The sequence below is a fragment of the Acinetobacter sp. ESBL14 genome (assembly GCF_036668815.1).
Lineage (GTDB): Bacteria > Pseudomonadota > Gammaproteobacteria > Pseudomonadales > Moraxellaceae > Acinetobacter > Acinetobacter gyllenbergii.
In genome coordinates, this window is record NZ_JAZEVS010000002.1 from 65,721 (window position 1) to 88,560 (window position 22,840).

25 protein-coding genes are annotated in these 22,840 nt (G+C 41.2%); 12 read left to right on the plus strand and 13 right to left on the minus strand.

Translation table 11 applies throughout. The features are described 5' to 3' along the window. Positions 1-10: 10 nt before the first annotated feature. The 6 genes from V6E90_RS08485 to V6E90_RS08510 all read right to left on the minus strand — a co-directional run bounded on the left by V6E90_RS08485 (position 11) and on the right by V6E90_RS08510 (position 5,078). Positions 11-532, minus strand: coding sequence for a phosphatidylglycerophosphatase A family protein (locus V6E90_RS08485; RefSeq protein WP_016660077.1), 522 nt, complete (start codon positions 530-532; stop codon positions 11-13). After that, the gene (gene thiL, locus V6E90_RS08490) at positions 510-1,427 is read right to left on the minus strand and encodes a thiamine-phosphate kinase (protein WP_065343101.1); all 918 of its coding nucleotides are present in this window, start codon (positions 1,425-1,427) and stop codon (positions 510-512) included. The genes V6E90_RS08485 and thiL overlap by 23 nt, the downstream gene beginning before the upstream one ends. A 14-nt stretch (positions 1,428-1,441) precedes the next feature. Further along, positions 1,442-1,891: a transcription antitermination factor NusB gene (gene nusB, locus V6E90_RS08495; RefSeq protein WP_004657014.1), complete on the minus strand. Its 450-nt coding sequence runs from the start codon at positions 1,889-1,891 to the stop codon at positions 1,442-1,444. A 3-nt stretch (positions 1,892-1,894) separates the two neighbouring features. Further along, positions 1,895-2,365, minus strand: a complete 471-nt coding sequence (ribH, locus tag V6E90_RS08500; RefSeq protein ID WP_004657017.1) for a 6,7-dimethyl-8-ribityllumazine synthase — start codon at positions 2,363-2,365, stop codon at positions 1,895-1,897. Between the two features lie 11 nt (positions 2,366-2,376). Beyond that, positions 2,377-3,498, minus strand: a complete 1,122-nt coding sequence (ribBA, locus tag V6E90_RS08505; RefSeq protein WP_016542244.1) for a bifunctional 3,4-dihydroxy-2-butanone-4-phosphate synthase/GTP cyclohydrolase II — start codon at positions 3,496-3,498, stop codon at positions 2,377-2,379. A gap of 281 nt (positions 3,499-3,779) precedes the next feature. Next, the gene (locus tag V6E90_RS08510; protein WP_332605107.1) at positions 3,780-5,078 is read right to left on the minus strand and encodes a hypothetical protein; all 1,299 of its coding nucleotides are present in this window, start codon (positions 5,076-5,078) and stop codon (positions 3,780-3,782) included. 61 nt (positions 5,079-5,139) lie between these two features. Between V6E90_RS08510 and serB the strand changes: the two genes are divergently transcribed. The 3 genes from serB (at position 5,140) to V6E90_RS08525 (ending at position 7,730) form a co-directional block, all read left to right on the plus strand. Continuing rightward, positions 5,140-6,360 carry a phosphoserine phosphatase SerB gene (gene serB / locus V6E90_RS08515; RefSeq protein ID WP_016542246.1) on the plus strand — a complete coding sequence of 407 codons (1,221 nt, stop codon included), beginning with the start codon at positions 5,140-5,142 and terminating at the stop codon, positions 6,358-6,360. Between the two features lie 406 nt (positions 6,361-6,766). Next, on the plus strand, positions 6,767-7,102 hold the full coding sequence (gene aciT / locus V6E90_RS08520) for a ciprofloxacin tolerance protein AciT (RefSeq protein WP_004657025.1): 336 nt from the start codon (positions 6,767-6,769) through the stop codon (positions 7,100-7,102). A gap of 148 nt (positions 7,103-7,250) precedes the next feature. Continuing rightward, positions 7,251-7,730 (plus strand): hypothetical protein, encoded by a 480-nt coding sequence (locus tag V6E90_RS08525; RefSeq protein WP_004657026.1) that lies wholly within the window; start codon positions 7,251-7,253, stop codon positions 7,728-7,730. A gap of 50 nt (positions 7,731-7,780) precedes the next feature. Here the strand turns inward: V6E90_RS08525 and dtd are convergent, their stop codons facing one another. After that, positions 7,781-8,221 (minus strand): D-aminoacyl-tRNA deacylase, encoded by a 441-nt coding sequence (gene dtd, locus V6E90_RS08530; RefSeq protein WP_065343102.1) that lies wholly within the window; start codon positions 8,219-8,221, stop codon positions 7,781-7,783. Between the two features lie 194 nt (positions 8,222-8,415). Here dtd and V6E90_RS08535 point away from each other — a divergent pair, with 194 nt between their 5' ends. The 6 genes from V6E90_RS08535 to V6E90_RS08560 all read left to right on the plus strand — a co-directional run bounded on the left by V6E90_RS08535 (position 8,416) and on the right by V6E90_RS08560 (position 15,212). Further along, positions 8,416-9,939, plus strand: coding sequence for a catalase (locus V6E90_RS08535; RefSeq protein ID WP_332605108.1), 1,524 nt, complete (start codon positions 8,416-8,418; stop codon positions 9,937-9,939). A 125-nt stretch (positions 9,940-10,064) separates the two neighbouring features. Further along, on the plus strand, positions 10,065-10,550 hold the full coding sequence (locus tag V6E90_RS08540) for an ankyrin repeat domain-containing protein (protein WP_332605109.1): 486 nt from the start codon (positions 10,065-10,067) through the stop codon (positions 10,548-10,550). A 143-nt stretch (positions 10,551-10,693) separates the two neighbouring features. After that, positions 10,694-11,899 carry a nicotinate phosphoribosyltransferase gene (gene pncB, locus V6E90_RS08545; RefSeq protein ID WP_332605110.1) on the plus strand — a complete coding sequence of 402 codons (1,206 nt, stop codon included), beginning with the start codon at positions 10,694-10,696 and terminating at the stop codon, positions 11,897-11,899. Positions 11,900-12,260: 361 nt separating this feature from the next. Continuing rightward, complete coding sequence (locus tag V6E90_RS08550; RefSeq protein WP_016542251.1) at positions 12,261-13,109, plus strand: sulfurtransferase; 849 nt, start codon at positions 12,261-12,263, stop codon at positions 13,107-13,109. Further along, positions 13,106-13,957, plus strand: a complete 852-nt coding sequence (asd, locus tag V6E90_RS08555; protein WP_262756186.1) for an archaetidylserine decarboxylase — start codon at positions 13,106-13,108, stop codon at positions 13,955-13,957. Before V6E90_RS08550 ends, asd begins: the two co-directional genes overlap by 4 nt. Positions 13,958-14,315: 358 nt before the next feature. Next, positions 14,316-15,212: a LysR family transcriptional regulator gene (locus V6E90_RS08560; RefSeq protein ID WP_332605111.1), complete on the plus strand. Its 897-nt coding sequence runs from the start codon at positions 14,316-14,318 to the stop codon at positions 15,210-15,212. Here V6E90_RS08560 and V6E90_RS08565 read toward each other — a convergent pair. Continuing rightward, positions 15,193-15,798 carry a LysE family translocator gene (locus V6E90_RS08565; protein WP_332605112.1) on the minus strand — a complete coding sequence of 202 codons (606 nt, stop codon included), beginning with the start codon at positions 15,796-15,798 and terminating at the stop codon, positions 15,193-15,195. The genes V6E90_RS08560 and V6E90_RS08565 overlap by 20 nt on opposite strands. A gap of 200 nt (positions 15,799-15,998) precedes the next feature. On the opposite strand from V6E90_RS08565, the gene V6E90_RS08570 reads away from it, so the two are divergent. Continuing rightward, positions 15,999-16,808: a PhzF family phenazine biosynthesis protein gene (locus V6E90_RS08570; RefSeq protein WP_065343110.1), complete on the plus strand. Its 810-nt coding sequence runs from the start codon at positions 15,999-16,001 to the stop codon at positions 16,806-16,808. A 258-nt stretch (positions 16,809-17,066) separates the two neighbouring features. Here V6E90_RS08570 and V6E90_RS08575 read toward each other — a convergent pair whose 3' ends face one another. Next, positions 17,067-17,963, minus strand: a complete 897-nt coding sequence (locus V6E90_RS08575) for a LysR family transcriptional regulator (protein WP_332605113.1) — start codon at positions 17,961-17,963, stop codon at positions 17,067-17,069. Positions 17,964-18,059: 96 nt separating this feature from the next. On the opposite strand from V6E90_RS08575, the gene V6E90_RS08580 reads away from it, so the two are divergent. Then, positions 18,060-18,185 carry a hypothetical protein gene (locus V6E90_RS08580; RefSeq protein WP_016542257.1) on the plus strand — a complete coding sequence of 42 codons (126 nt, stop codon included), beginning with the start codon at positions 18,060-18,062 and terminating at the stop codon, positions 18,183-18,185. A 402-nt stretch (positions 18,186-18,587) separates the two neighbouring features. Here V6E90_RS08580 and V6E90_RS08585 read toward each other — a convergent pair whose 3' ends face one another. Then, the gene (locus V6E90_RS08585) at positions 18,588-18,929 is read right to left on the minus strand and encodes a DHCW motif cupin fold protein (RefSeq protein ID WP_016542258.1); all 342 of its coding nucleotides are present in this window, start codon (positions 18,927-18,929) and stop codon (positions 18,588-18,590) included. Positions 18,930-19,360: 431 nt separating this feature from the next. After that, positions 19,361-20,254 (minus strand): LysR family transcriptional regulator, encoded by an 894-nt coding sequence (locus tag V6E90_RS08590; RefSeq protein WP_332605114.1) that lies wholly within the window; start codon positions 20,252-20,254, stop codon positions 19,361-19,363. Between the two features lie 94 nt (positions 20,255-20,348). Here V6E90_RS08590 and V6E90_RS08595 point away from each other — a divergent pair, with 94 nt between their 5' ends. Then, on the plus strand, positions 20,349-20,801 hold the full coding sequence (locus V6E90_RS08595) for a PACE efflux transporter (RefSeq protein ID WP_065343113.1): 453 nt from the start codon (positions 20,349-20,351) through the stop codon (positions 20,799-20,801). A gap of 95 nt (positions 20,802-20,896) precedes the next feature. Here V6E90_RS08595 and V6E90_RS08600 read toward each other — a convergent pair whose 3' ends face one another. Continuing rightward, positions 20,897-21,364, minus strand: coding sequence for a DUF2147 domain-containing protein (locus V6E90_RS08600; protein ID WP_332605115.1), 468 nt, complete (start codon positions 21,362-21,364; stop codon positions 20,897-20,899). A gap of 110 nt (positions 21,365-21,474) precedes the next feature. Next, a complete protein-coding gene (gene phoR / locus V6E90_RS08605) occupies positions 21,475-22,833 on the minus strand; it encodes a phosphate regulon sensor histidine kinase PhoR (protein WP_005317273.1) in 1,359 nt (452 codons plus the stop codon). Positions 22,834-22,840: the final 7 nt, after the last annotated feature.

A 22,840-nucleotide genomic window follows, 5' to 3' on the forward strand; every position in this document is an offset into this window, starting at 1 on the left:
TAATAGTGGCTTAAGTCAAAAGATAAAAATGAAAAATAAGAATACAGAGTGCTGCCCAAAGGCCAGCAATGATGTCATCCAACATAATCCCTAAGCCGCCAGATACTTTTTGGTCAGCCCAGCTAATGGGGAATGGTTTCCAGACATCAAATATACGGAATAAGATAAACCCGACAATGACCCACAGCCAATTCATCTGTTGTAAATAAAGCAAAGGCAGGAGGGTAATTGATTGTCCTGCAAATTCATCCCAGACAATGCGACCATCGTCATGCACATTGATGACTTTTGCAGTATGCCCACAGATATAGATGCCTATCAAAGACATCAAAACAACCACGACAATACTGGCCGACAGACCTAGATAGAGCCACAGTGGAACAAATAACAGAGCAAAGGCCGAACCAAAGGTTCCAGGGGCCTTGGGCGCTAAACCAGAACCAAAACCGACACCGCAGAACACGATGAAACGGTCGAACCAAGTCATTTGGTTAAAGTGAATGGGAGGCTTATGCAAAGTGTTGGTATCCATGAACATGTAATGGGTGTGTTTTGCCCATATACTCAAATAACAATCCAGTTTGTTGGGTAATTTCGCCGATTATTGTAAGCGGAACATCTAATTGTTGTCGCGATAGTTGTTTAAAGTTTTGCGGTGATATTGTAAAGCATAATTCGTAATCATCGCCCCCTGCAAGTGCATAATGCCAAGCCTGTTGCAGATCCAGTTGTTTGAGTGATGAATCTAATGGAAGTTGCTCAAGCTGTAATTTTGCACCGACATTGGATGCTTTTAAAATATGGCCTAAGTCTTGCGCCAATCCATCCGAGATATCAATCATACTGGAAGCCAGCCCTTTGAGCTGTTGGCCCAGCTGGCAACGTGGGGTTGGATAATCCAAACGTTGTTGCAAGGCATGACCAAGATGTTGTAATCCAAACGCAGCATCACCGATTTGGCCGCTGACACAGATATAGTCACCGACTTGTGCACCTGCACGGGTAATGGCCTGACCATGTTCGATCCAGCCTAGCGCAGTCACACTAATCGTGAGTTGAGTACTTTGGGTGGTATCACCACCAATCAGGCTCACGCCAAACTGATCGCAGCAATCGAACAGCCCCTGACTAAATGCAGCCAGCCAGTCGTGATCAACTGAGGGAAGGCTCAGTGCGAGTAAAATGCTGTGGGGTTTTGCCCCCATTGCCGCCAAGTCAGATAAATTGACTGCGACGCTTTTCCAGCCAATGGCATGGGCAGCGGTGTCGAAGGGAAAATGGCGACCAGCAACTAATGTATCTGCACAGATCACCAGTTGTTGTGAAGATGGTGGGGTAATAATGGCTGAGTCATCACCGATACCTAAACTGACATCGGTATTGGATGTGCGTTTAAAGTAATGCTCAATAATTGAAAACTCAGCCATTTAACACAAGCCTATTATTTTGCTTGCTGTTTTTCAGCTTCACGTAGCTTTGATGAAAGACGGTCTAATACACCATTGATGTATTTATGACTGTCGGCACCACCAAAGTGTTTAGCTAGCTCAATCGCTTCATCAAGTACAACGCGATACGGAACTTCGAGATGATCTCGAAGTTCATATGCACCTAGTCGTAAGGTTGCAAGTTCTACGCCATCCAGGGCATTTAACTCACGGTCAAGTACAGGGATGAGTAACTCATCTAAAGCTTCATGTTGAGCAACCACTTGAGTGAGCAATTCATGGTAATAGTTAAGGTCAACTTTGTGCATGGCATTTTCAACACGCGTGCGTGCTTCAATTTCATGAACTGGGTTATGACTCATTTGCCATTCATAAATCCCTTGTACAGCAAAACGACGTGCTTTGCGTTTCGCTGCATAAGCGGCCTGAAGTGTTTGCGACATGCTTTAAATTGCCTTTAATAAGTTAACCATTTCGATTGCAGTCAATGCAGCTTCGCTACCTTTGTTACCTGCTTTCGTACCAGAACGTTCGATTGCTTGTTCAATGCTATCTGTGGTTAAGACACCATTGATCACAGGCATTGTGCTTTCAAGTGCAACTACACCTAAACCTTTTGCACATTCGCCCGCAACAAAATCAAAATGTGGTGTGCTACCACGGATCACTGCACCTAATGCAATGATGGCATCAAATTGATTTGAAGCCGCTAATTTTTTTGCCACGATCGGTAGTTCCCACGCACCTGGTGCATGGATCACAGTGATCGCTTCTTCTGCAACGCCGTGGCGTTTCAATGTGTCGATCGCACCTTCGAGTAAATGTTCAACCACGAAGCTGTTGAAACGACCCACTAAGATCGCATAACGACCTTCGCTTGCGAGATGTAATAAACCTTCAATTCGGCGAATTGCCATAGCAACCTCGATTATTTTGCTGTGATTTGATCGGCAGTGATGTATTCCACTACCTCTAAATTAAAACCAGATAAGGCATTGAAACGAAGAGGAGAACTCAACAGCTTCATTTTCTCAACACCTAAATCGCGTAAAATCTGTGCACCTACACCAATGGTTTGATATTGATGAGAAAGTGCTGCATTGGATTTCAATGGTTTTGGTTGGTTTAAGCTATTGAGTGCAGGGCCTAGATCTTCTAGGTGATCCTGACCAATCCACACCAACACACCACGATCACTGGCAGCAATGGTTTTCATTGCAAGATCTAAATTCCAAGCAGATGAGCCATCGGCTTTATTGAGTTTCAATAAATCACGAATCGGGCTGAAACCATGTACACGAACCGTAGTCACACCCTGTTTCGGATCACCTTTGACCAATGCCACATGAATATCTGGATTACCGATTTCACGATATTTGTACAGTTCAAATGCGCCGTATTCGGTTTCGATGCTTTCTTGAGACAAACGTTCAACCGTTTGCTCATTGGTCATGCGGTAATGGATCAGGTCCGCGATGGTGCCAATTTTTAAACCGTGTTTTTCTGCAAATACTTCTAAATCAGGACGACGTGCCATTGTACCGTCATCATTGATAATTTCACAGATCACAGAAGCCGGCTCTAGACCAGCTAAACGGGTCAAGTCACAACCTGCTTCAGTATGACCTGCACGGTGCAAAACACCACCTGGTTGTGCCATCAATGGGAAGATATGACCTGGTTGGACGATATCACTTGGTTTAGCGTGTGCTGCCACAGCAGTACGAATGGTATGTGCACGTTCAGCGGCTGAAATACCCGTACTGATGCCTTCGGCCGCTTCAATCGAAAGCGTGAAGTTGGTTGCGTGCTGTGCGCCATTTTGATCAACCATTAAAGGGAGGTTGAGTTGCTTACAACGATCACGACTGAGCGTCAGGCAGACCAAGCCACGTGCATGGGTAATCATGAAGTTAATATCTTCAGGACGAACATGCGTTGCAGCGATGACTAAGTCACCTTCATTTTCACGATCTTCGTCATCCATAAGGATAACCATTTTGCCTGCACGAATATCTGCGACAAGCTCTTCAACACGACTCAGCGGCATTCGCTTTCACCTTTGATGCTGCCTTTTCAGGCACTAGTATTCGATAAATCTGGCATAGTTTACCGCATTTTAAAAATTTTCGCCTGTGCTTCTTTATCAATAACAAGACCAGTTAAAAAACTGGTCAAGCCATACTTTATTTGGCGTCGTATTTGCCATTTAATCAGAAAGTCGAGAGGCTTTATCTTGTTGAGATTGATCAGGCTCAATAAAAAAAGAAGGCTTTATCTTGAGACAAAGCCTTCTGTTAGCTCACTTGGTTCGCCTGTGCGAACCGCGATTTATTCAAACTCTGTTGATGCCTTGGCTTTTTTACCCATTAGAATTTCGGTGCGCAGCGTTTGCGCTAAGGTTGCACATTCTTCATTCATGCCATTAATCATAAAGGCGTGGCGTGTCATGATATTACTTGGATTTGGCATCGCTACCAATTCATAACTGTTTTGAACATTTTTAAGTTGCTCGTGATTTAAATGCAATGCCGCTTCTTTGGCATGTAAATGCTGCGCTAAGCGCTTTGCCGCTTCAACGGCATCCAGTTGCATGGCATCAACTGCACTTGCCACCGCACCACGGGTTTGTAGCGCAAAGCGTTTATCTTCACGATAACGTTTATACAGAACATCGGCCAATAATTGGAACACAGCACCCACCATCATCAGGCATTCCAGTGCATGTGATTTTTCCGAGCTGGTTGCCAAAGTTGCGCCTTCCGCATTAAATTCCTGAACCACTTGAATTTGAGCAGGATCAATTTGGTAATGCTTGGCACAGAGTGCAATGCTTTTATCTAAGAACAATTGGCACAGCTTGAAATATGGGACAGAAACAGACTGATTCACACTGCTGAGCAATTGCTTCGGATCATAAAACTGAATATTGAGTGCCAGAGCTTGATCATCCAATTGCGTTGACTCGATTGGACTTTTTTCCACGCGTGCTTTGCTTGGTTGAGCTTTTGCTTGTTGCTGTGCTTGAGCGACCAAGGTCACGGTATTTTGCTTTTCCAAGGCCAATGCTTGGGTTAAACGCTGAATCTCATGCTTGAGATGATTTTCTTGATTGATGCGTGCCAAGTATTCACTGCGGGTTGGACGCGCAATCGCGCGATAAGCCAGCCAGATTAATCCATGAATAAATAAAGAAACTAAAATAGCTAACCATTGTGTCCGTAAAATCTCACCGATACTCGGCTGGATTAAGGTAATTTCAACGGTACCCACTTTCTTTTCGTTTTGTAGCGCATCTCGAACAAAAACTTCGCCTTGGCGAGTTTTGGCCATGCCGCTGGTTGCAAGCACTTGTTTATTGGCGTCCAAGATTCGTATAGAGGCAACACTTGGATTGGTGGCATAACGATTTGCCACCAACGCGAGTGAAACGGTATTGGCTGGTTCCAACTCTGCAAGACTATCTGCCACTAACTGACTGGTCATCAGTTGTCCTTGGCTAGCGCGGTTTTCATTGAGTTGATGTGTCGTTGCAATCACCAATAAAAAGGTATGCAATGCAAAACTTACGATCAGTAGGCTAGCAAATAGCCCTTGGCGAGGCGCATTCAAGTTAAACTTCCAAGGCAAATAGATTCATGGGTTATGTTATGATTCTTACAATAGTTGTCGCTCAACCACGAGTCAATTCATGCGAGAAATCATTCTTATATCCTTTCTAGGACCAGATCAACCGAATCAGTTTACTCGATTAATGCAGGTACTATCCGTACATTCTTTGCAAATTCTCGATGTCGGTCAGGCGGTTATCCATAATCAACTGACCCTTGGGATCGTTGTTGCATCGGATAATGAGACCGCAACAGCATTAGCAATGAAAGAGATTCTGATTTTAGCACATGATATTGGCTTAACTGTGCGATTTAAACCAATCTCCAACGCAGAATATGATCAATGGGTGAGTGAAGGCGGTCGAACACGTTATATCGTGACCGCACTTGCGCCAGAACTGACGGCTGCACACCTGCAAGCAGTGACAAAAATTGTGTCGAGTCAGGGCTTTAATATTGAAACAGTTACCCGTTTATCAGGGCGTCTAGAACTTGATGCGGAAAGCCCATTTCCACGCCGTGCCTGTGTCCAGTTTGGTTTAAGTGGACAGATGCTGGATGCACAGGCGATGCGTGCAGCTTGCCTCAGTTTATCTGGTGAACTGAATATTGATGTTGCTGTGCAAGAAGACAATGCCTATCGCCGTAATCGCCGTTTGGTGTGCTTTGATATGGATTCGACTTTGATCGAGCAAGAAGTCATTGATGAACTGGCATTAGAAGCAGGCGTCGGTGCACAAGTGGCTGAAATTACTGAGCGTGCGATGCTGGGAGAGCTTGATTTCCAACAAAGCTTCCGTGCCCGTGTGGCGTTATTAAAAGGTTTAGATGCTTCGGTGTTGCCAAAGATTGCGGAGCGCTTGACTGTAACTGAAGGGGCGGAGCGTCTCATTTCAACACTGAAAGCATTGGGTTATAAAACCGCAATTTTATCAGGTGGTTTCCAGTACTTTGCTGAGTACTTACAAGCAAAACTTGGGATTGATGAAGTACATGCCAACATTTTAGATGTCGAAAATGGTGTGGTTACTGGTGAGGTCAAAGGTGCAATTGTGGATGGTGCCCGTAAAGCTGAACTGCTACGTCAACTGGCAGAAAAAATGGGGATCTCGCTAGAGCAGGCGATGGCCGTGGGTGATGGTGCCAATGACTTACCGATGCTTTCAATTGCAGGTCTAGGGGTTGCATTCCGTGCTAAACCTTTGGTTCGTCAAAATGCCAATCAAGCCATATCGAGTGTTGGTTTGGATGGCGTATTGTACTTATTAGGTATGCATGACAAAGATTTAAATCGTGCCTAAGCTGACGCTAAAATGCTTCAAAATAGGGTCGCTTTTTCAGCGGCCCTATTCAATTTTTGTACGTCATTTATCCGTCATAATTATGTCTAAATGTATAGAAAAACAACGATAAAAAAATTCCGAAAAAAGTTTTTTTGCAGCAAAAAAGAGGCATAGTTTTTTGTAATGACACGCGGCAATTGATGCTATATGGACATTCAGGACTTTTCTCTGTTTTAAAAATGTAATGACAAAAGCATATTGCGACAGCTTGTGTCGTAAGGTTAATTTCAGGCTCTTTTTTTCTAAAAAAAACGCTCCATAATGCATAAAGACGTTAATGCAACACGAAGTACTGTTAGAGATTACAGAACAAGATAGAGGTCTGAACACGATACAGATCACCCTTTTTAAGACGGAGGTTTCTATGGAAGCAGCGAATTTCACCATGTTGGTTGGATTTGGCTTAATCGCTGTCGCAGTTATTGCTGTTTTCTTTTCTCCTTATCGTCGTTGGTTAGGTTTTATGTTGGCAGGTATGCTGTGCTGGGGACTATTAGAAGTGGTGCGCTTTGGTGTGCAAACCATGTTCGAGATGTCCGTTGCTTATAGCTACCTAACCGCCTTGAGCCTCGCGATGATGACGGTTACATTTATTCTTTTACGTGAAGACAAACAAGCACAAAAACAGCTGGCAAATCGCCAGTATATTGAACATACACCTGTTTATAAGGATGACCAGCAACAATGTTCTAGCAGATAAATTATAATAATTCGAACAACATCAAAGGCATGCTCAGCATGCCTTTTTTGTACTAATTTTTTGCAACAAAGCTTTTACAGACCGCTCTACAACTGTGCTAGGATACGGTTGTCTTAATTTTCATCATAATACTGTAGGCATAATTGTCATGAAGCTTTCTTCTTTACCTGTGGTTAAGTTACCTATCGTTGATGTAAGCACTGATCCGCTGGATTTATTAGTGGCAGGTTTGGCGTTGCGTATGAAGCAATTGGCACGTACCAGCCCAAAGTTTATTGAATTGGTACATGACCGTGAATTCCGTATTCAGATTGGTACAGATTTAGGCTTTGCTCGTCAGATTCTTGTGAATCGTGGCAAGATTGATACGGTTGCAGGTAGCCCAGAAAAAGCAGACTTTATTTTACAATTTGCATCAAGCGAGCAAGGCGTTAAAACTTTGTTGAAAGGTGACCCAACCGCATTTATGACGGGTATGCAAGATGGTAGCATCAAAATGGAAGGTGACTTTAGCTTATTGGTGTGGTTTAACCAAGCAGCGAAATTGATTCCACCAAAAGTGCCAAAACCAGTCAAAGAAAAAATTCGTCAAGCACGTGCCTTTATTAAAGAAAAAACAGGCAAATAAATGCGCTGACATAAAAAACTCCCCACTGGGGAGTTTTTTATTGCCACGATTTATTCGACTTCTAGGTTAAAAGTCACTGGACCGTCATTGATCAGATGCACTTTCATATCTGCGGCAAAAATCCCAGTTTGGACATGGTTAAATTGTTGTTGTGCGTACTTGACCAATTGCTCATATAGGTCTTTGGCTGCTGCAGGTGGCATGGCAGGGCCAAAATCTGGTCTTAAGCCTTTTTGTGTTTGCGCCATCAGCGTAAATTGAGAGACGAGTAGCAGTCCACCATTGGCTTGGCTGACATTCCAGCCCATTTTACCTTGTTCATCATCAAAAATACGATACTTCAAGATTTTATCAATCAGCTTTTGGCCTTTTTCTAAAGTATCGTCTTTACCTAGACCTAAAAACACCAATAAGCCGTGTTGAATCTCGCCTGTGGTTTGCCCTTCAACCACAACTTTGGCTTCGAGGACACGTTGAATTAATGCGCGCATAAAAATGAAGATCGGTATTGAATCAGGGCAGCAGTCTAACAGATTTGCTTGTTCAGCATGACCTCATCAAGGCACTAGATTGTCTTTGATCTTATTTTTCGATTTATTTTATTAAAATTATCTTTTTTATCTATTGTCTAAATCTTTGTATAGTCCCCGTGCAGGAAAGGTATTTAGATTTTGGATTTAACAGTATGTTTAAGCGAACATTTTTATTCACAATAATGGCAGCAACGCTGAGCACTGCGTATGCAGCCCCTTTAACCAAAGACAATGGTGCACCTGTAGGTGACAATCAAAACTCCATGACCGCGGGTGCCAATGGCGCAACCTTGTTGCAAGATGTCCAGCTGATTCAAAAATTACAACGTTTTGGCCGTGAACGTATTCCCGAGCGTGTGGTGCATGCACGTGGTACAGGCGTCTATGGTGATTTTGTCGCAACAAAAGATTTGTCTGATTTAACTGTCGCATCGATGTTTAAGGCAGGTACAACCACCCCTGTTTTTGTCCGCTTCTCAACCGTCATCCATCCGAAGGGTTCGCCTGAAACCGCACGTGATCCGCATGGTTTTGCCGTGAAATTCTATACGCAGCAAGGCAATTGGGATTTGGTCGGCAATAATCTGCCGGTATTCTTTATTCGTGATGCGATCAAGTTCCCTGATTTTGTCCATGCCATGAAGCCTGATCCAGTCAGCAATGTCCAAGATCCGAATCGTATTTTTGACTTCTTAAAAAGCCAGCCTTGGTCAATCAATATGTTGACCTATGTCTATTCAAATTTAGGCACACCAGAAAGCTACCGCACGCTAGATGGCTTTGGCGTGCATGCTTTTAAACTCTATAACGACAAAGGCGAATATAAGTACGTTAAGTTCAACTGGCGTTCTAAACAAGGCGTGAAAGGCTTGAATCTTGATCAGGTACGTGAAGTTCAAGGTCGTGACTGGAATCATTTAACCAATGATATGTATAAAAATGTGAATGCAGGTAATTATCCAAAATGGGATTTGTACATTCAGGTACTTGATCCAAAAGACTTAGATAAATTTGATTTCAATCCATTAGATGCAACTAAAATTTGGCCAAGTGATGCGGTGCCTGAAGTCAAAGTCGGAACCTTGACGTTGAATCGTATGCCGAAGAATTTCTTTCAGGAAACGGAACAATCGGCTTTTGCACCAGGCAACTTGATTCCAGGTATTGAACCGTCAGAAGACCGTTTATTACAAGGTCGTATCTTCTCTTATTCAGATACCCAGTTATATCGTTTAGGTGCCAATCATCAACAGATTCCAGTGAATCGTCCTCGGGTTGCGGTGAATAACAACAACCAAGAAGGTTTTATGAACATGGGACAAACTGAGTCACATGTCAATTATGAGCCAAGTACGATTGAACCGAAGCCTTCAACTGAGATTGCACGTGCAGTTGCTACACCTTTACAAGGAACAGTGATGCAGCATGCGATTCAAAAAGAGCAGCCATTTAAACAGGCAGGTGAGTTATATCGCAGTTATTCTGCAATCGAAAAGAATGACTTGATTCGTAATCTTGCTGCAGACCTTGGACAAGTCAAAGATGTAGAAACCAAGACCATCATGGTGTCTTATTTCTATAAAGCCGATGCTGATTATGGAACACGTCTTGCCAAGGCTGTGGGTGTCAATCTTAAAAATGCTCAAGCGAAAGCAGCGCAATTGAAAGACGAATAAGTCGTTTTAGCATGTGGTAACAGGTGCCTGAATGTTACCCCCAGAAAGTCCTGTAACCTCAATAGCCTTTCCTGCACCTAGGGCGAGTGTTACAGGCATTCCTGATTTAATTTTAGGATATTGTGATGATTCATTTACGAGCTACATTATGTGCAATCGGTCTATTCTGCGGTAGTTTATGCGTCTCAAGTTATGCGAACACAGTTTCGACCGCAGTGAACGGTTCAGATGAAGTGATTGAGCTGTTCTTTTCAGCAGCAAAAGTTGGCAATATTGAGGTTTTACAAGAGTTTTTAAAGCATGGTTTTCCGATCGATGTGCAGGATCACTCTGGTTATAGCGCACTGATGATGGCGAGCTATTATGGGCAAAAAGAAGCGGTTGATGTTTTGATTAAACAAGGCGCCAATCGTTGTCTCCGAGACAAACGTGGACATACGGCCTTAATGGGGGCGATTGTCAAAGCGGAATGGAGCATTGCCAAACAATTGCGTCAGGTCGATTGTGATGTTAATGCCGCAAAAATGGGTCAACTCAGCGCTGAACAGTTTGCAATTCAATTCGGACAACAGCAACGCTTAAAACAGATTCAGGCTGAACTCTCGAACTAAGCTTTGCTATTTCCCTAAGCTATTGAATTTTAAAAGACGTTCAATCAGATGATTTTGAGAAAAATATCCATCGTCGTAGACAGTCTCATTTCTGGATAAAAGTATGCTTTAATGCTTGAAATAGAATAGATCCTAATTCAGTCATGTCTACACCAATTATTCAATCTTTACTGGATACCGACTTATATAAATTCACCATGTTACAGGTGGTGTTGCATCAGTTTCCGCAAACGCATAGTGTGTATTTATTTCGTTGCCGCAATTTAGAAGATACGGTTTATCCTTTAGTAGATATTTTGGATGACTTGAATCAGCAGCTGGATTTGCTGTGTGAACTGCGTTTTGCAGAAGATGAATTACAGTACCTGCGTTCATTGCGTTTTATTAAAAGTGATTTTGTTGATTATCTGGAACTGTTCCAACTGAAACGTCGTTTTATCCAAGCCAGTATTGATGAGGCTGGGCGTTTAGATATCCGAATTGAAGGGCCTATGGTTCAGGCGATGATGTTTGAGATTTTTGTCTTAGCTATCGTCAATGAATTGTATTTCCGTCGTATTCGTAGCGATGAGGTATTGCTTGAGGGTGAACGCCGCCTGCAACAGAAATTGCTGCAATTACAGCATTATGCCCAAGAACAACAAGATAAAGAGCCACCGTTCTTAGTGTCTGATTTTGGCACACGCCGTCGTTATAGTTTTGAATGGCAGAAACATGTGGTGCAAGCCTTTCAGGCTGTGGCACCCAAAGTATTCCGCGGTACCAGTAATGTATTGTTGGCCAAACAATTGGGGATTAGCCCGATTGGTACCATGGCACATGAATTCTTGCAGGCTTTTCAGGCGCTTGATGTGCGGTTACGTAATTTCCAAAAAGCCGCATTGGAAGCATGGGTACAAGAATATCGTGGTGATTTGGGTATTGCCTTGACCGATGTGGTGGGAATGGATGCTTTCCTGCGTGATTTTGATTTGTATTTTGCCAAGCTGTTTGATGGTTTACGCCACGACAGTGGTGATCCATATGAATGGGGCGATAAGGCTTATGCACATTATCGCAAACTCAAGATTGATACCAAGACCAAGATGTTGACCTTTAGTGATGGTTTAAATTTAGAAAAAGCATGGTCATTGCATCAGTATTTTAAAGATCGTTTCCAAGTGAGTTTTGGGATTGGTACTAATTTGACCAATGATATGGGGCAGAAGCCATTGAATATTGTTTTGAAACTGGTGGAGTGTAATCGTCAGTCGGTGGCGAAGATTTCGGATAGTCCAGGGAAGACTATGACGGATAATGATACCTTCTTGGCGTATTTGCGTCAGGTGTTTGAGATTGAAGAAGCCTAACTATTCTTTCACACTCAAATCTGGTACGGCCGTGGAATTGCTCAACGTTATGAGATATATAGGCACTCTTTACTTTTGAAAGATCAAAAGTAACAAAAATCTTTTGTTGAACTGACGGCACATCCTTGATGCCGCAGTTCAACGGGCGGCGTCCATGCCGCCTCCGCACCAGTAAATTTTCTCGACAGGTTTATATGGTTTAACTTTCGCAATTGTCAGCAAATTTTATACTTTTAATCCATAATCGCTGGGCTTTTTACTATATCTACTTTTCTGCTAAATGAATGCAAAAAATCAGACAAAGATAAAAAGTCGGCTATGTTAATATCACCCCTAATGCGGATGATAAAACAGCATAACCATGACTGACGTAGATTTTAAACTGGGTTTACTGATTGAGCCTGAACAACTGGTGCCGTATTTGGGCAGCGAGTTGATTCGTATTGTCGATTTAAGCCGAGCTTCGGTATATGAACAATTGCATATTCCCCATGCAATTCATTTACAACCTAAATACTTGGTTGCACAACAAGAACAAGCCAATGGGGTATTGCCTGAGTTAGCAGGTTTACAGGCCTTAATTGAGAAGTTAAATATTTCACCTCAGCATCATGTCGTGGTTTATGACGATGAAGGCGGGGCGTGGGCTGGACGTTTAATCTGGAATTTACATTGCTTGGGTTTTAACCGCACCAGTTTGATTAATGGCGGCATTCACGGCTGGTTGGGCGCAGGTTTACCGACCACAGCTGAAGTTGATCCAGTCCAACCCGTTGCTGATCTGTTCCAGATTGATTTAGATACGGTACAGCAGCATCGGATTGAATATCATGAATTGTTACAACAAGTCGAACAAGACAATATTCAGCTCTGGGATTGCCGTACTAACGAGGAATATACAGGCTTACGCCTCGCTGCGCGACGCGGCGGTCACATCCCAAATGCACTGCATTTTGAATGGAGTACTGCCCTAAACCGTGAAAATCATCTAAAATTACACCCGCTTGAACGCACACAACAACGTTTAGAACAATTAGGCTTTAATTTACAACAACCTGTGGTGGTGTACTGTCAGTCTCATCACCGTTCTGGCTTGGCGTATATTTTGGCAAGGTTGCTCAATTGGCAAGTGAGAGCTTACGATGGTGCGTGGAGTGAATGGGGCAATCGCCTCGATAGTCCTATTATTTCAGGGGAGTCACCGTCTTGAGTTTTACAGCAGATTTAAAAAAACAACTCTTTATCAAAGCACAGAATCTTGTGCCACAACATCAACTGAGTCGTGTGGTTGGTAAGGTTGCCGCAAGTGAAAATGTCTTGGTAAAAACTGCTGTGATTCAGGCCTTCAAAGCAAAATATGGCATTGATATGAGCATTGCGGCGCAAAGCAATGCACTGCAATATAAGTCATTTAATGAATTTTTTACCCGTGCGTTAAAAGAGGGTGTTCGTGGTATTGATGAACAAGCGGATAGCATTGTTTGTCCAGCCGATGGTGCGATTTCACAGCTCGGTAAAATTGAAGCGGGTGATATTTTTCAAGCCAAAGGTCAAAGCTTTTCTGTTGAGAAATTGATTGGTGATCCACAACTGGCAAAACCTTTTCAGGATGGTCAATTTGCGACCGTGTATTTATCGCCAAAAGATTATCACCGCGTCCATATGCCTTTGGCGGGCACATTGACGGAAACCTTGTATATTCCGGGTGAGTTGTTCTCAGTTAACCAAACCACTGCTGAAAATGTACCAGGCTTGTTTGCACGGAATGAACGTATGGTCTGTTTGTTTGATACCGAGCTGGGTCGTATGGCGGTGGTTTTGGTTGGTGCAATGATTGTGGCTGGGATTGAAACGGTTGCCACAGGCAAAGTGAAACCCTCTGGCAAAGTTGAATTGCAACATCATCAAATGAAATTGGATAAAGGTGCAGAGTTAGGTCGTTTCTACCTAGGTTCAACCGCTGTGGTTTTATTTGAAAAAGATAAAATGGTTTGGGAAGAACAGTTTAAAGCCAATTCGACGGTGGTGATGGGTGAGCGTTTAGGTCATTCGGTTTAATTTAGATGTAATTTTTAAAAAGCTCCAAAATTGGGGCTTTTTATTTATAGTTTAAATCTTATATATTTTGTAGTACTTGAAATAATCTCAGATAATTTAAAATAAAGGCAAATAATGATGAAATTTTTAATACCACAATTTTCATTTTTTGAATTTTTAGGAATTTTAACTTTCGCAACCATATTCAGTAACTACTTTCTGGATCGACCACTGATCAATATGACTGTTTTTATGCTGTATTGTATTTTTTCAGCAGCATTATCCAGTTTCAATTTTTATATGCGTTATAAAAGAAACATGACGATATCTGATTAATTTTGCTCCTGTTTATGCATTTATCTGCTGTAGATTGAAACGTATGATTGAAGATATCAGATATTTAATTATTTTTGCGAAAATTGCTGAGTTTGGTTCAATTTCAAAAGGGGCCAAAGCATTAGGCTTATCTACCGCAACGGTTAGTCTGCATTTGGCCAAATTGGAAAAGAATTTAGAGTGTGCCTTATTTTATCGAAATACGCGGAAAATGACCTTAACTCACGATGGGCAAAAACTTTTAGATACCGCCCAAGTTATGTTGGCAACCTATGAATCAGGTATTTCAGATTTTAAGCAACGTTCTATTCTGAGAAAGACACAATTGCATATTTCGATTCCTGCGGTTTTTATCCATAGTGAGTTAATGCAATGTATCACAACATTTTGTGAGGTGTATCAGGACTTAACTGTACATATTACTTGTGATGATAGCCGGACAGATTTGATCGCTGAGAATGTGGATATTGCTGTTCGAATTGGCGAGCTTACAGATAGTTCATTTAAAGCTCGCTATCTATTTCCTTTAGCCCGAAGTATCGTTGCAACCCCTGAGTTTTTAAATCAGCAGCACGTTATTACTCATCCTAAAGATCTGATCCAGATGAAATGGATTGGTTTGAGTATGAGAAAAAATAAGAGAATATTGCGGCATAAACATACAGGAGAAGAAATAGAAATTTCATATCAGCCTTATATTTATGTGAATAATGTTGAAGCCTCATATGAACTGGTAAAATTAAATGCAGGGCTGGCAGCACCTCCTGATGATTTAATCCAAGCCGATCTTGAACAGGGGAAAGTCGTAAAAGTTTTACCCGCTTGGATACTAGAGCCGTTACGTGTTTATGCAGTTTGGCCTGCTAATATTCCAATGAATGGGATTGCCTATGCCTTGCTTGAGCGGTTGTATCAATTATTTAATGCCAAAAGAGTTTGATCAGCATATAAATGGATAGAATGATTAAAGACCCGCCCATTAAAATATTCAGGATTTTGAGCTGGTGTGAGTTGGTTAATATTTTGGCGAGATGATGCCCCGAAATGCCCCAAAGGATTAAACAGATATAGCAAGTAAAGAAATAGATGAGGATAAATAGAATCAAGGGATGATAACTCACTGGTGAAGAAAATAATGAGATACCAGAGAGGCAGGCAATCCATGCTTTGGGATTGAGCCATTGTAAGAGAAATCCATCCATAAATTTAGCAGTAGCGATATTGTTTGATATTTCAACTTCTGCTTTTGAAAAGATAATTTTTTGACCGAGATAGAAAATAAATAAGCTACCTAAAACCTCAATGATCATAAAAAATGTAGGGTAATGCATGATGGTTTTAGATATCCCAAAACCTAAAAATATGAGCAGTAAGCTAAAGCCAAAGCTTGCACCTGAAATAAAAGGCAGTGTTTTTCTAAATCCATGCATTAAGCTGGATGAGAGAATGGTAATGTTAATTGGTCCAGGTGAAACGGACATGGTGAATGAGAAAACAAACATACTGATAAGTATAGAAAGAGACATTACTGATATCTTTTTTAATTAAAGCTTAAAATGAGATGATACCGTTTGGTTTAAATAAGATTAGTCTGGTTTTATCAAAATTAGATTTTGATTTTTTAAGGGGTTAAAGTGAAGCAGTAACGCATTTTATTCATCAAAAACAAACATTATTGGGTGCATGAGTTGAGTATCTTATCTAAAAATTATTGCTGCTAGAAATCATGAAAATTTACCAAGTCGATGCATTTAGTGATCAGGTATTTAAAGGAAACCCTGCTGCGGTTGTGTTATTAGAACAGTGGTTAGATCAGCATGTAATGCAAAACATTGCATTAGAAAACAATTTGTCAGAGACCAGTTTTGCCAGAAAAATTGATGATCAAAATTATGAAATTAAGTGGTTTTCACCCGTCAAAGAAGTGCAGTTTTGTGGTTATGGCACGCTAGCGACCAGTTTTATTATTTTTAAAAATCAACCTGAAATTGAATCGTTAGTTTTTCATGTGGCGAACTTGGGCGAGTTTTTTATTACTCGCAGTGAAAAGGGCCGAATCAAAATGAATTTTCCTGTACAGATTCCTCATCGATTAGAGGTGATTCCCCAAGCCTTAAAAGACAGTCTGTCTCAAGAAATCACTGAAGTGTATATCAATCCACAGGCCTATATCGTGATCTATCCAAATACCCAAACCGTTTTAAATGAACAACCGAATTTTGATCTGATAAAAAAACTTGGTGGGCGACGTGTCGCGATTACCACATTAAATGATGCTATAGATGAAGGCTTTGCTCAGTTTGACCTTGTCTCCCGTTACTTTACGCCCTCAATGGGAATTGATGAAGATCCTGTTACGGGTTCATTACATACGTCACTGATACCGCTTTGGCAGCCATTCATCAACAAAGAAAATATTGTTGCTTATCAAGCTTCAAAACGAGGGGGCGTACTGTATTGCAAGTTACTTGAAAATGACCGAATTGAAATTTCAGGCGAATGTCGCTTATATCTAGAAGGTGAAATTTTCATTTAATTGATGAACTAAAAAACCATGTACGTTTTTGCTTACATCAATTCAGGGCAATGTCCCATTTTCAGCCTCAGTGGAATTGCCTAATATCAACTCATCAGGAACAGGAAGTTCCAAAACATAAAACAAGAATGATAAGTTTGTGCATCAGGACGTGAGATATGACAGGAGTTGTATCTAGTGAAAGGAATACGGAAAAGCCCGACTCGGATGTCGGGCTTTTTTCATTTGAGTTGAAACACAGTCAGTTGTTTAGTTGATTTACTTGGCACTGTAATAGGCATGAATCGAGGCTGCACAACGGTCAATGATCGAGTCTTCATCCTTTTTCCAGATGAGTTTCACTTCGCTGAGCGTGTTCTCATCCTGAATCGGAATCAGTCTGACATTGCTTGGCAAAATCACTTTAAATTCTTCGGGCACAATACACACGCCAAAACCATTGGCGACCAGTTCCAATTGAGACCTTTTCCTTGAGTAGATTCTGGTTCTTTTTGGACTAAAACCATTAACCAAACATAAATTGGCGGCCAAATAGCTCAAGCCACCACGGGCTTTATGTGGCACAGAAACAAAATCCAAGGGTTCCAACTCACGGATCGAGATACTTTCTTTTTCACTTAAAAATGGATCTGAAATATGCGCAGCGACGTATAAAGGAGCGGTATATAAACTGATCGAATTGACATCATTCAAATTATGATAAATCGGGGGCCGAATAAAGCCCAGATCAATCGTCCCATTCAATAAATATTCGAGTTGTAACTCAGAGGATAAAGTATTCATCTCGATATCAATATGATGGGTATCACAGAGCTGTTCAAAAATTTCCAGCTTGTTTTGATCTAATACGATACTACTGGAATGGGCAATTTTAATGATTCGACCTTCACCACGGCTGATACTTTGGGCGCTGACAATGGAACTTTTTAAATGATCAATATTGGTTTTTAAACTTTTATACAGGGCTTCACCTGCAGGTGTGAGTCTAATTTTCTTCTCAGATCGATCAAAAATTTCAAAACCGATTTCTTCTTCTAAATTTTTAATTTGTCTGCTTAGGGCCGATTGAGCAATAAACAGCTTCTCCGAGGCAGCAATAAAGCCCCCAGTTTCAACAATCGTGATTAGATAATTAAATTGTTTGAAGGTCCACATATCTCAAAATTAGATCAGTGCTTATTTTTTCTATATTAGATTAGATGGAAGAAATCTTATACCTTTTTTATAGATCCTTGATTCAGGTCGCTGACGATGACAATGAGAAATAAGATTTTGACTTTAATTGCTGCTGTAGTGATTTGTCTACTGGCACAAAGCTATGATCAGTATATGGGTGTGATGACGAAAGGGCAGTCGATTGATTTATTAGGAGATTGATACGTTCTCCGTGTTCCGTTCCATATATTTACTGACTTTTTAAAGGGTGAGAAAGCTCGGCAGTGTACGCTTTTTCTTACAGCGATTAGGGGCAATGTCCCATTTTCAGCCTTAGTGGAATTGCCTAATATCAACTCATCAGGAACAGGAAGTTCCAAAACATAAAACAAGAATGATAAGTTTGTGCATCAGGACGTGAGATATGACAGGAGTTGTATCTAGTGAAAGGAATACGAAAAAGCCCGACTTGGATGTCGGGCTTTTTTATTGCAAATCTAACAAGTGGCTGAGTGCGTTGGCTTGCTGTTTTATAACCAACAGATTGCAGTGAATAGGTGTATTACTAAACCTGAGGTTTAAGATTGAATCTTATGTATTTTAGATTCGCCAGATAATGTTAATTTAATCAACAATGAGTAATTTCGCTCCATTTAAACTGAAGGATTGGTGCGGTTCGGCATGATCACCAACCTGATAGCTCATGCCCTGCGTTAAAATAAACGTCCTTCCATCTTTTAATCTGCTTTCAAGTTCACCTTCTAAACAAAATAGAATATGTCCTTTTTCGCACCAATGGTCAGCTAAGTAATTAGCTGAGTATTCTACAATTCTTACTCTAATTCTATTTTCTTCTTCACCAAAGTATTGTGTTTTCCAATAGGCATTTCCAGTTTCTCCGCGGTATTCTACTGTTTCTATTTTATCCCAGTTAGTCACTTGAAATGGAAAAGGGAAAATATTCATATACTGTTCCAAAACTTTAGATTTATTCTAAAAATATAGATAAATTTAGTTTTTGCAATACGCTTATTTAAGCGAAGCGCTGTGATGCGAAGGAACATTGATTAAAAAATTTAAATTCAATGCTTATTTAGACCGTATTAAGAAAACGACAAAAGCCATTGATTTAAAATAAGATAGATTCTTTATGAATGGTTTAGATATTTCTTGTTAGATTTTTAAACATAAGTCATGTACGCTTTTTCTTACACCGATTAAGGGCAATGTCCCATTTTCAGCCTCAGCTGAATTACCTAATATGAACTCATCAGGAACAGGAAGTTCCAAAACATAAAACAAGAATGATAAGTTTGTGCATCAGGATGTGAGATATGACAGGAGTTGTATCTAGTGAAAGGAATACGAAAAAGCCCGACTCGGATGTCGGGCTTTTTTTATGCGCGATGGATTTGTTTTTCCCACAGTTCAATCAAGAGTTGCATGGATTTGCTCAGTGGCTTATAAGCTGGCCAAATCGCATGAATTGGCATATCCAGTCCATTAGTGGTATCGAGAAAAGCTAAGCGTACCAGACGTTGTTTGGCAAAATGCGTTTGCACTACGGAAAGCGGAAAATTACCCCAACCGAGCCCTTGTTCCACCATATCAATGGCTATAGATAAATTATCGCTATACCAGCATGAATCTGAGACCAGTACTCGACTGTCAGGTAATGGATAATGTTTGCTGGCTACAATAATTTGTCTGAGTTCAGACAGCATGGTGAGTTCATTTTTATTCTGCGCTTTGAGCTGTTGTGCATCTTTGGGGGAAACTGCCGCAACAAATTGTTCCATGCCCAATAAACGAAAGCGTTCATTATTATCGAGTTGTGATGAACTATAGGCAATATACAGATCAATTTCGTTATTATGCAGTCGTGTTTTGAGCTCCTGTTGTGGTGCGCTGACCATATCAATATTTAATAAGGGATAACGTTGAATCAGTTGTTCAATCCCCGCCAATAAAAACTTTTGATTCACATCCGCAGCAATGCCAATGCAGAGACTGGTCTCTAGTCCAGTTGAAAGTTCAGTCAGATGCAGGTCGAGCTGACGTAATTTAGTCAGAATTAATCGGGCATGCGGTTCGATTGAAAGTGCGACTTCGGTAGCAGTGAGGTGATTTTTACTGCGTTCAAATAATTTTAAATTCAATTCTGCTTCAAGATTGGCAATCGCCATACTGACCGCTGAAGGCACACGATTTAGGGCGCGCGCTGCAGCGGAAAAATTACCACGATCCATAATTTCAAGGATCAGTTCAAGCTGTTCACGATTTAGTTTCATGGCGATTCACTTGTCATTCAGCCTGATAACGATTGACTTTTTTTATCAAATTTAAAGCGTAAAATCCACCCATTATTGATTTTAAGGTGTGGTCATGCAAGGAACCAAGAGAAGAGTCACCTATGTGTTTTTCTATGAAGTTTTTAGCTTTTTTATCTGTGCAATGGTGTTGGCCGTACTGTCGGGTACCACCATCAGCCATACAGGGCCATTGTCGATCTTGATTGCCGTGATCGCAGTGACGGTGAATTTCTTTTATAACTATGTATTTGAGCTGTGGGAAAAGAAGCAGATCTCCAAAAAGCGCACAGTGTGGAGACGTGTGGCGCATGCGATTGGCTTTCAAATTGTTTTGGTGATGATTTTGATTCCGCTCATTGCCTGGTGGATGCAGATCAGTTTGGTGAAAGCCTTCTTGCTGGATTTCAGTTTGATGGTGCTGATTCCATGTTATACCTTTGTTTATAATTACTTTTTTGATCATATTTTTGGCTTGCCTAGCCATTTGCTTGAGCCGAAAACGTTGAGTGCCAAAGCCAGCTCTTAGTCTACAGTTCTATGGCTGAATTCATAAAAAGAGTGCATAAAATGCACTCTTTTTATATGATTTATCAATTAATTTTTAACATAAAAATTGAGTGATTAAAGTCGAATCCAAGTCATGTTACGGAAACTGTTATTGGCTGGATTTTTGGCATTGATGCTCAGCATTTTGCCTGTTTTGCTTAAACGCGCATACAGGTTGTATTTCTGTCCATCGTACGGATTGAGCCAAACGCCTTGTCCAAATTCCTCATTTTGACTCAACATCTTTAGACCAGTTAGCACTTCCATGCCGATCATCTGCTGGTTTTTTAACGTGCCCGTACAGGCTGTACATAAGGTTGGTGCTGCTTCCTTGGCAGAAGGATACATTTTGACAATCACGGCACTGTATTGTTCAGTGGCTGAATGTCTACGAATTACGATATCAGAGAGATAGGAACCTGTACGCTCATCCACGACTTTCCACGTCCCAATCAATGGATCTGTCGGAGCAGCGTGAATCGCCAAAGGCGTATTGAGCCCAAGTAAGAGAATACAAGCACGAATAAAAGAGGTATTGAGCATGAGGAATACGTCGAAAAATATAAATAATGAAATGAAACAACGATTTATTATATTGTTTTAGTAGGATGATCACAGCATGTTTTAGGGAACTTGGTAGTTCCCTAGCATGTTTAAATCATGCGGTATAAGCGTTCTTTCGGGAACACCGCAGTAAAGGTCGAACCTTCATTTTCTTTAGAGGTAATTTCCAAGTGTGCGCCGTGTTGCATCAACACGTGTTTCACGATGGCCAGACCAAGTCCGGTTCCGCCTGTCTGACGGCTACGTGCGCTATCGACACGGTAGAAACGTTCTGTTAAACGGGGTAAATGTTTGGGATTAATCCCGATCCCATTATCTTGTACAGTAAAGTAGGCATGGTCACCATCTTCGTGCCAACCAATGGTAATGATGCCGCCTGCAGGCGTGTATTTAATGGCGTTGGTAATTAAGTTACTGAATGCACTGGCAATTTCAATATCAGAACCGATCAGATCGCAATGGCTATCAATATCCAGATTTAAGGTATGGCCATAATCGAGATTGTAGGCACGTGCATCATCAAAGATCTGGTTCATCAGATTGGCCATATCAATAATCTGATTTTTCGCGACTTTTTTATTATTTTCTAAATTAGATAACAACAATAGGTCATTCACCAGAGCATTCATGCGCTTGGTCTGAGATTGCATCTGGGTAAAAGCCCGCTTCCAGCGCGGAGTAATATCATCTTGATCGGTAAAGGTTTCGATATAGCCACTAAGCACCGTCAAGGGTGTGCGTAACTCATGTGAAATATTATCGACAAAGTCTTTACGCATCTGTTCCAGATTATGTACTCGTGTGGTGTCATAAGCGACCAACAGACGGCTTTCTCCACCAAAACGGGTCAGTTTGACTTGTACATAACGTTCTTCATCCATCTGTGCCTGTAAACGGATACCATCAGGAGATTGATCGCTATGGTTGAAATATTCAATAAAATTGGGTTGGCGCAGAATCGACAATAAATTGCGACCACGGTCTAGAGGACTGATACCCAATAGTTTTTCAGCGGCAGGATTCCACCATTCGATTTGATGTTGATCATCAATTAAAACCACTGCTTCGGCCAATGCCACCAAAGAGGATTGTGCCCGATCAATTAAACCGACCATCTCCGCTTGAACAATCCGTTCTTGACGTTGTGCACGGTAAACATTGAACAGCAAAGCGCCCCAAATCCCGTTGAGATTGGGAGGGACATCATAAGGGCGATTGGAAATCCATTCATTGACCAGATAAAGCGAGCGTAGCTGTAGGAAAAAAAATAGCACGAAGGCAATAAAAATACAGCTCCAGAAGTAACCCACCCCGAATCCGACTAAGCTTGCAATCAATAAGAAAAAAAGTAACAGTCTTAAATCTTGTTTTGCAAAGGTCCATAAACTGCTGTAGCGAAAACGTTGGTGTTCACGTGCCAGTTCAGGGACGGGGTAAGGCTCATACATAAAGGAT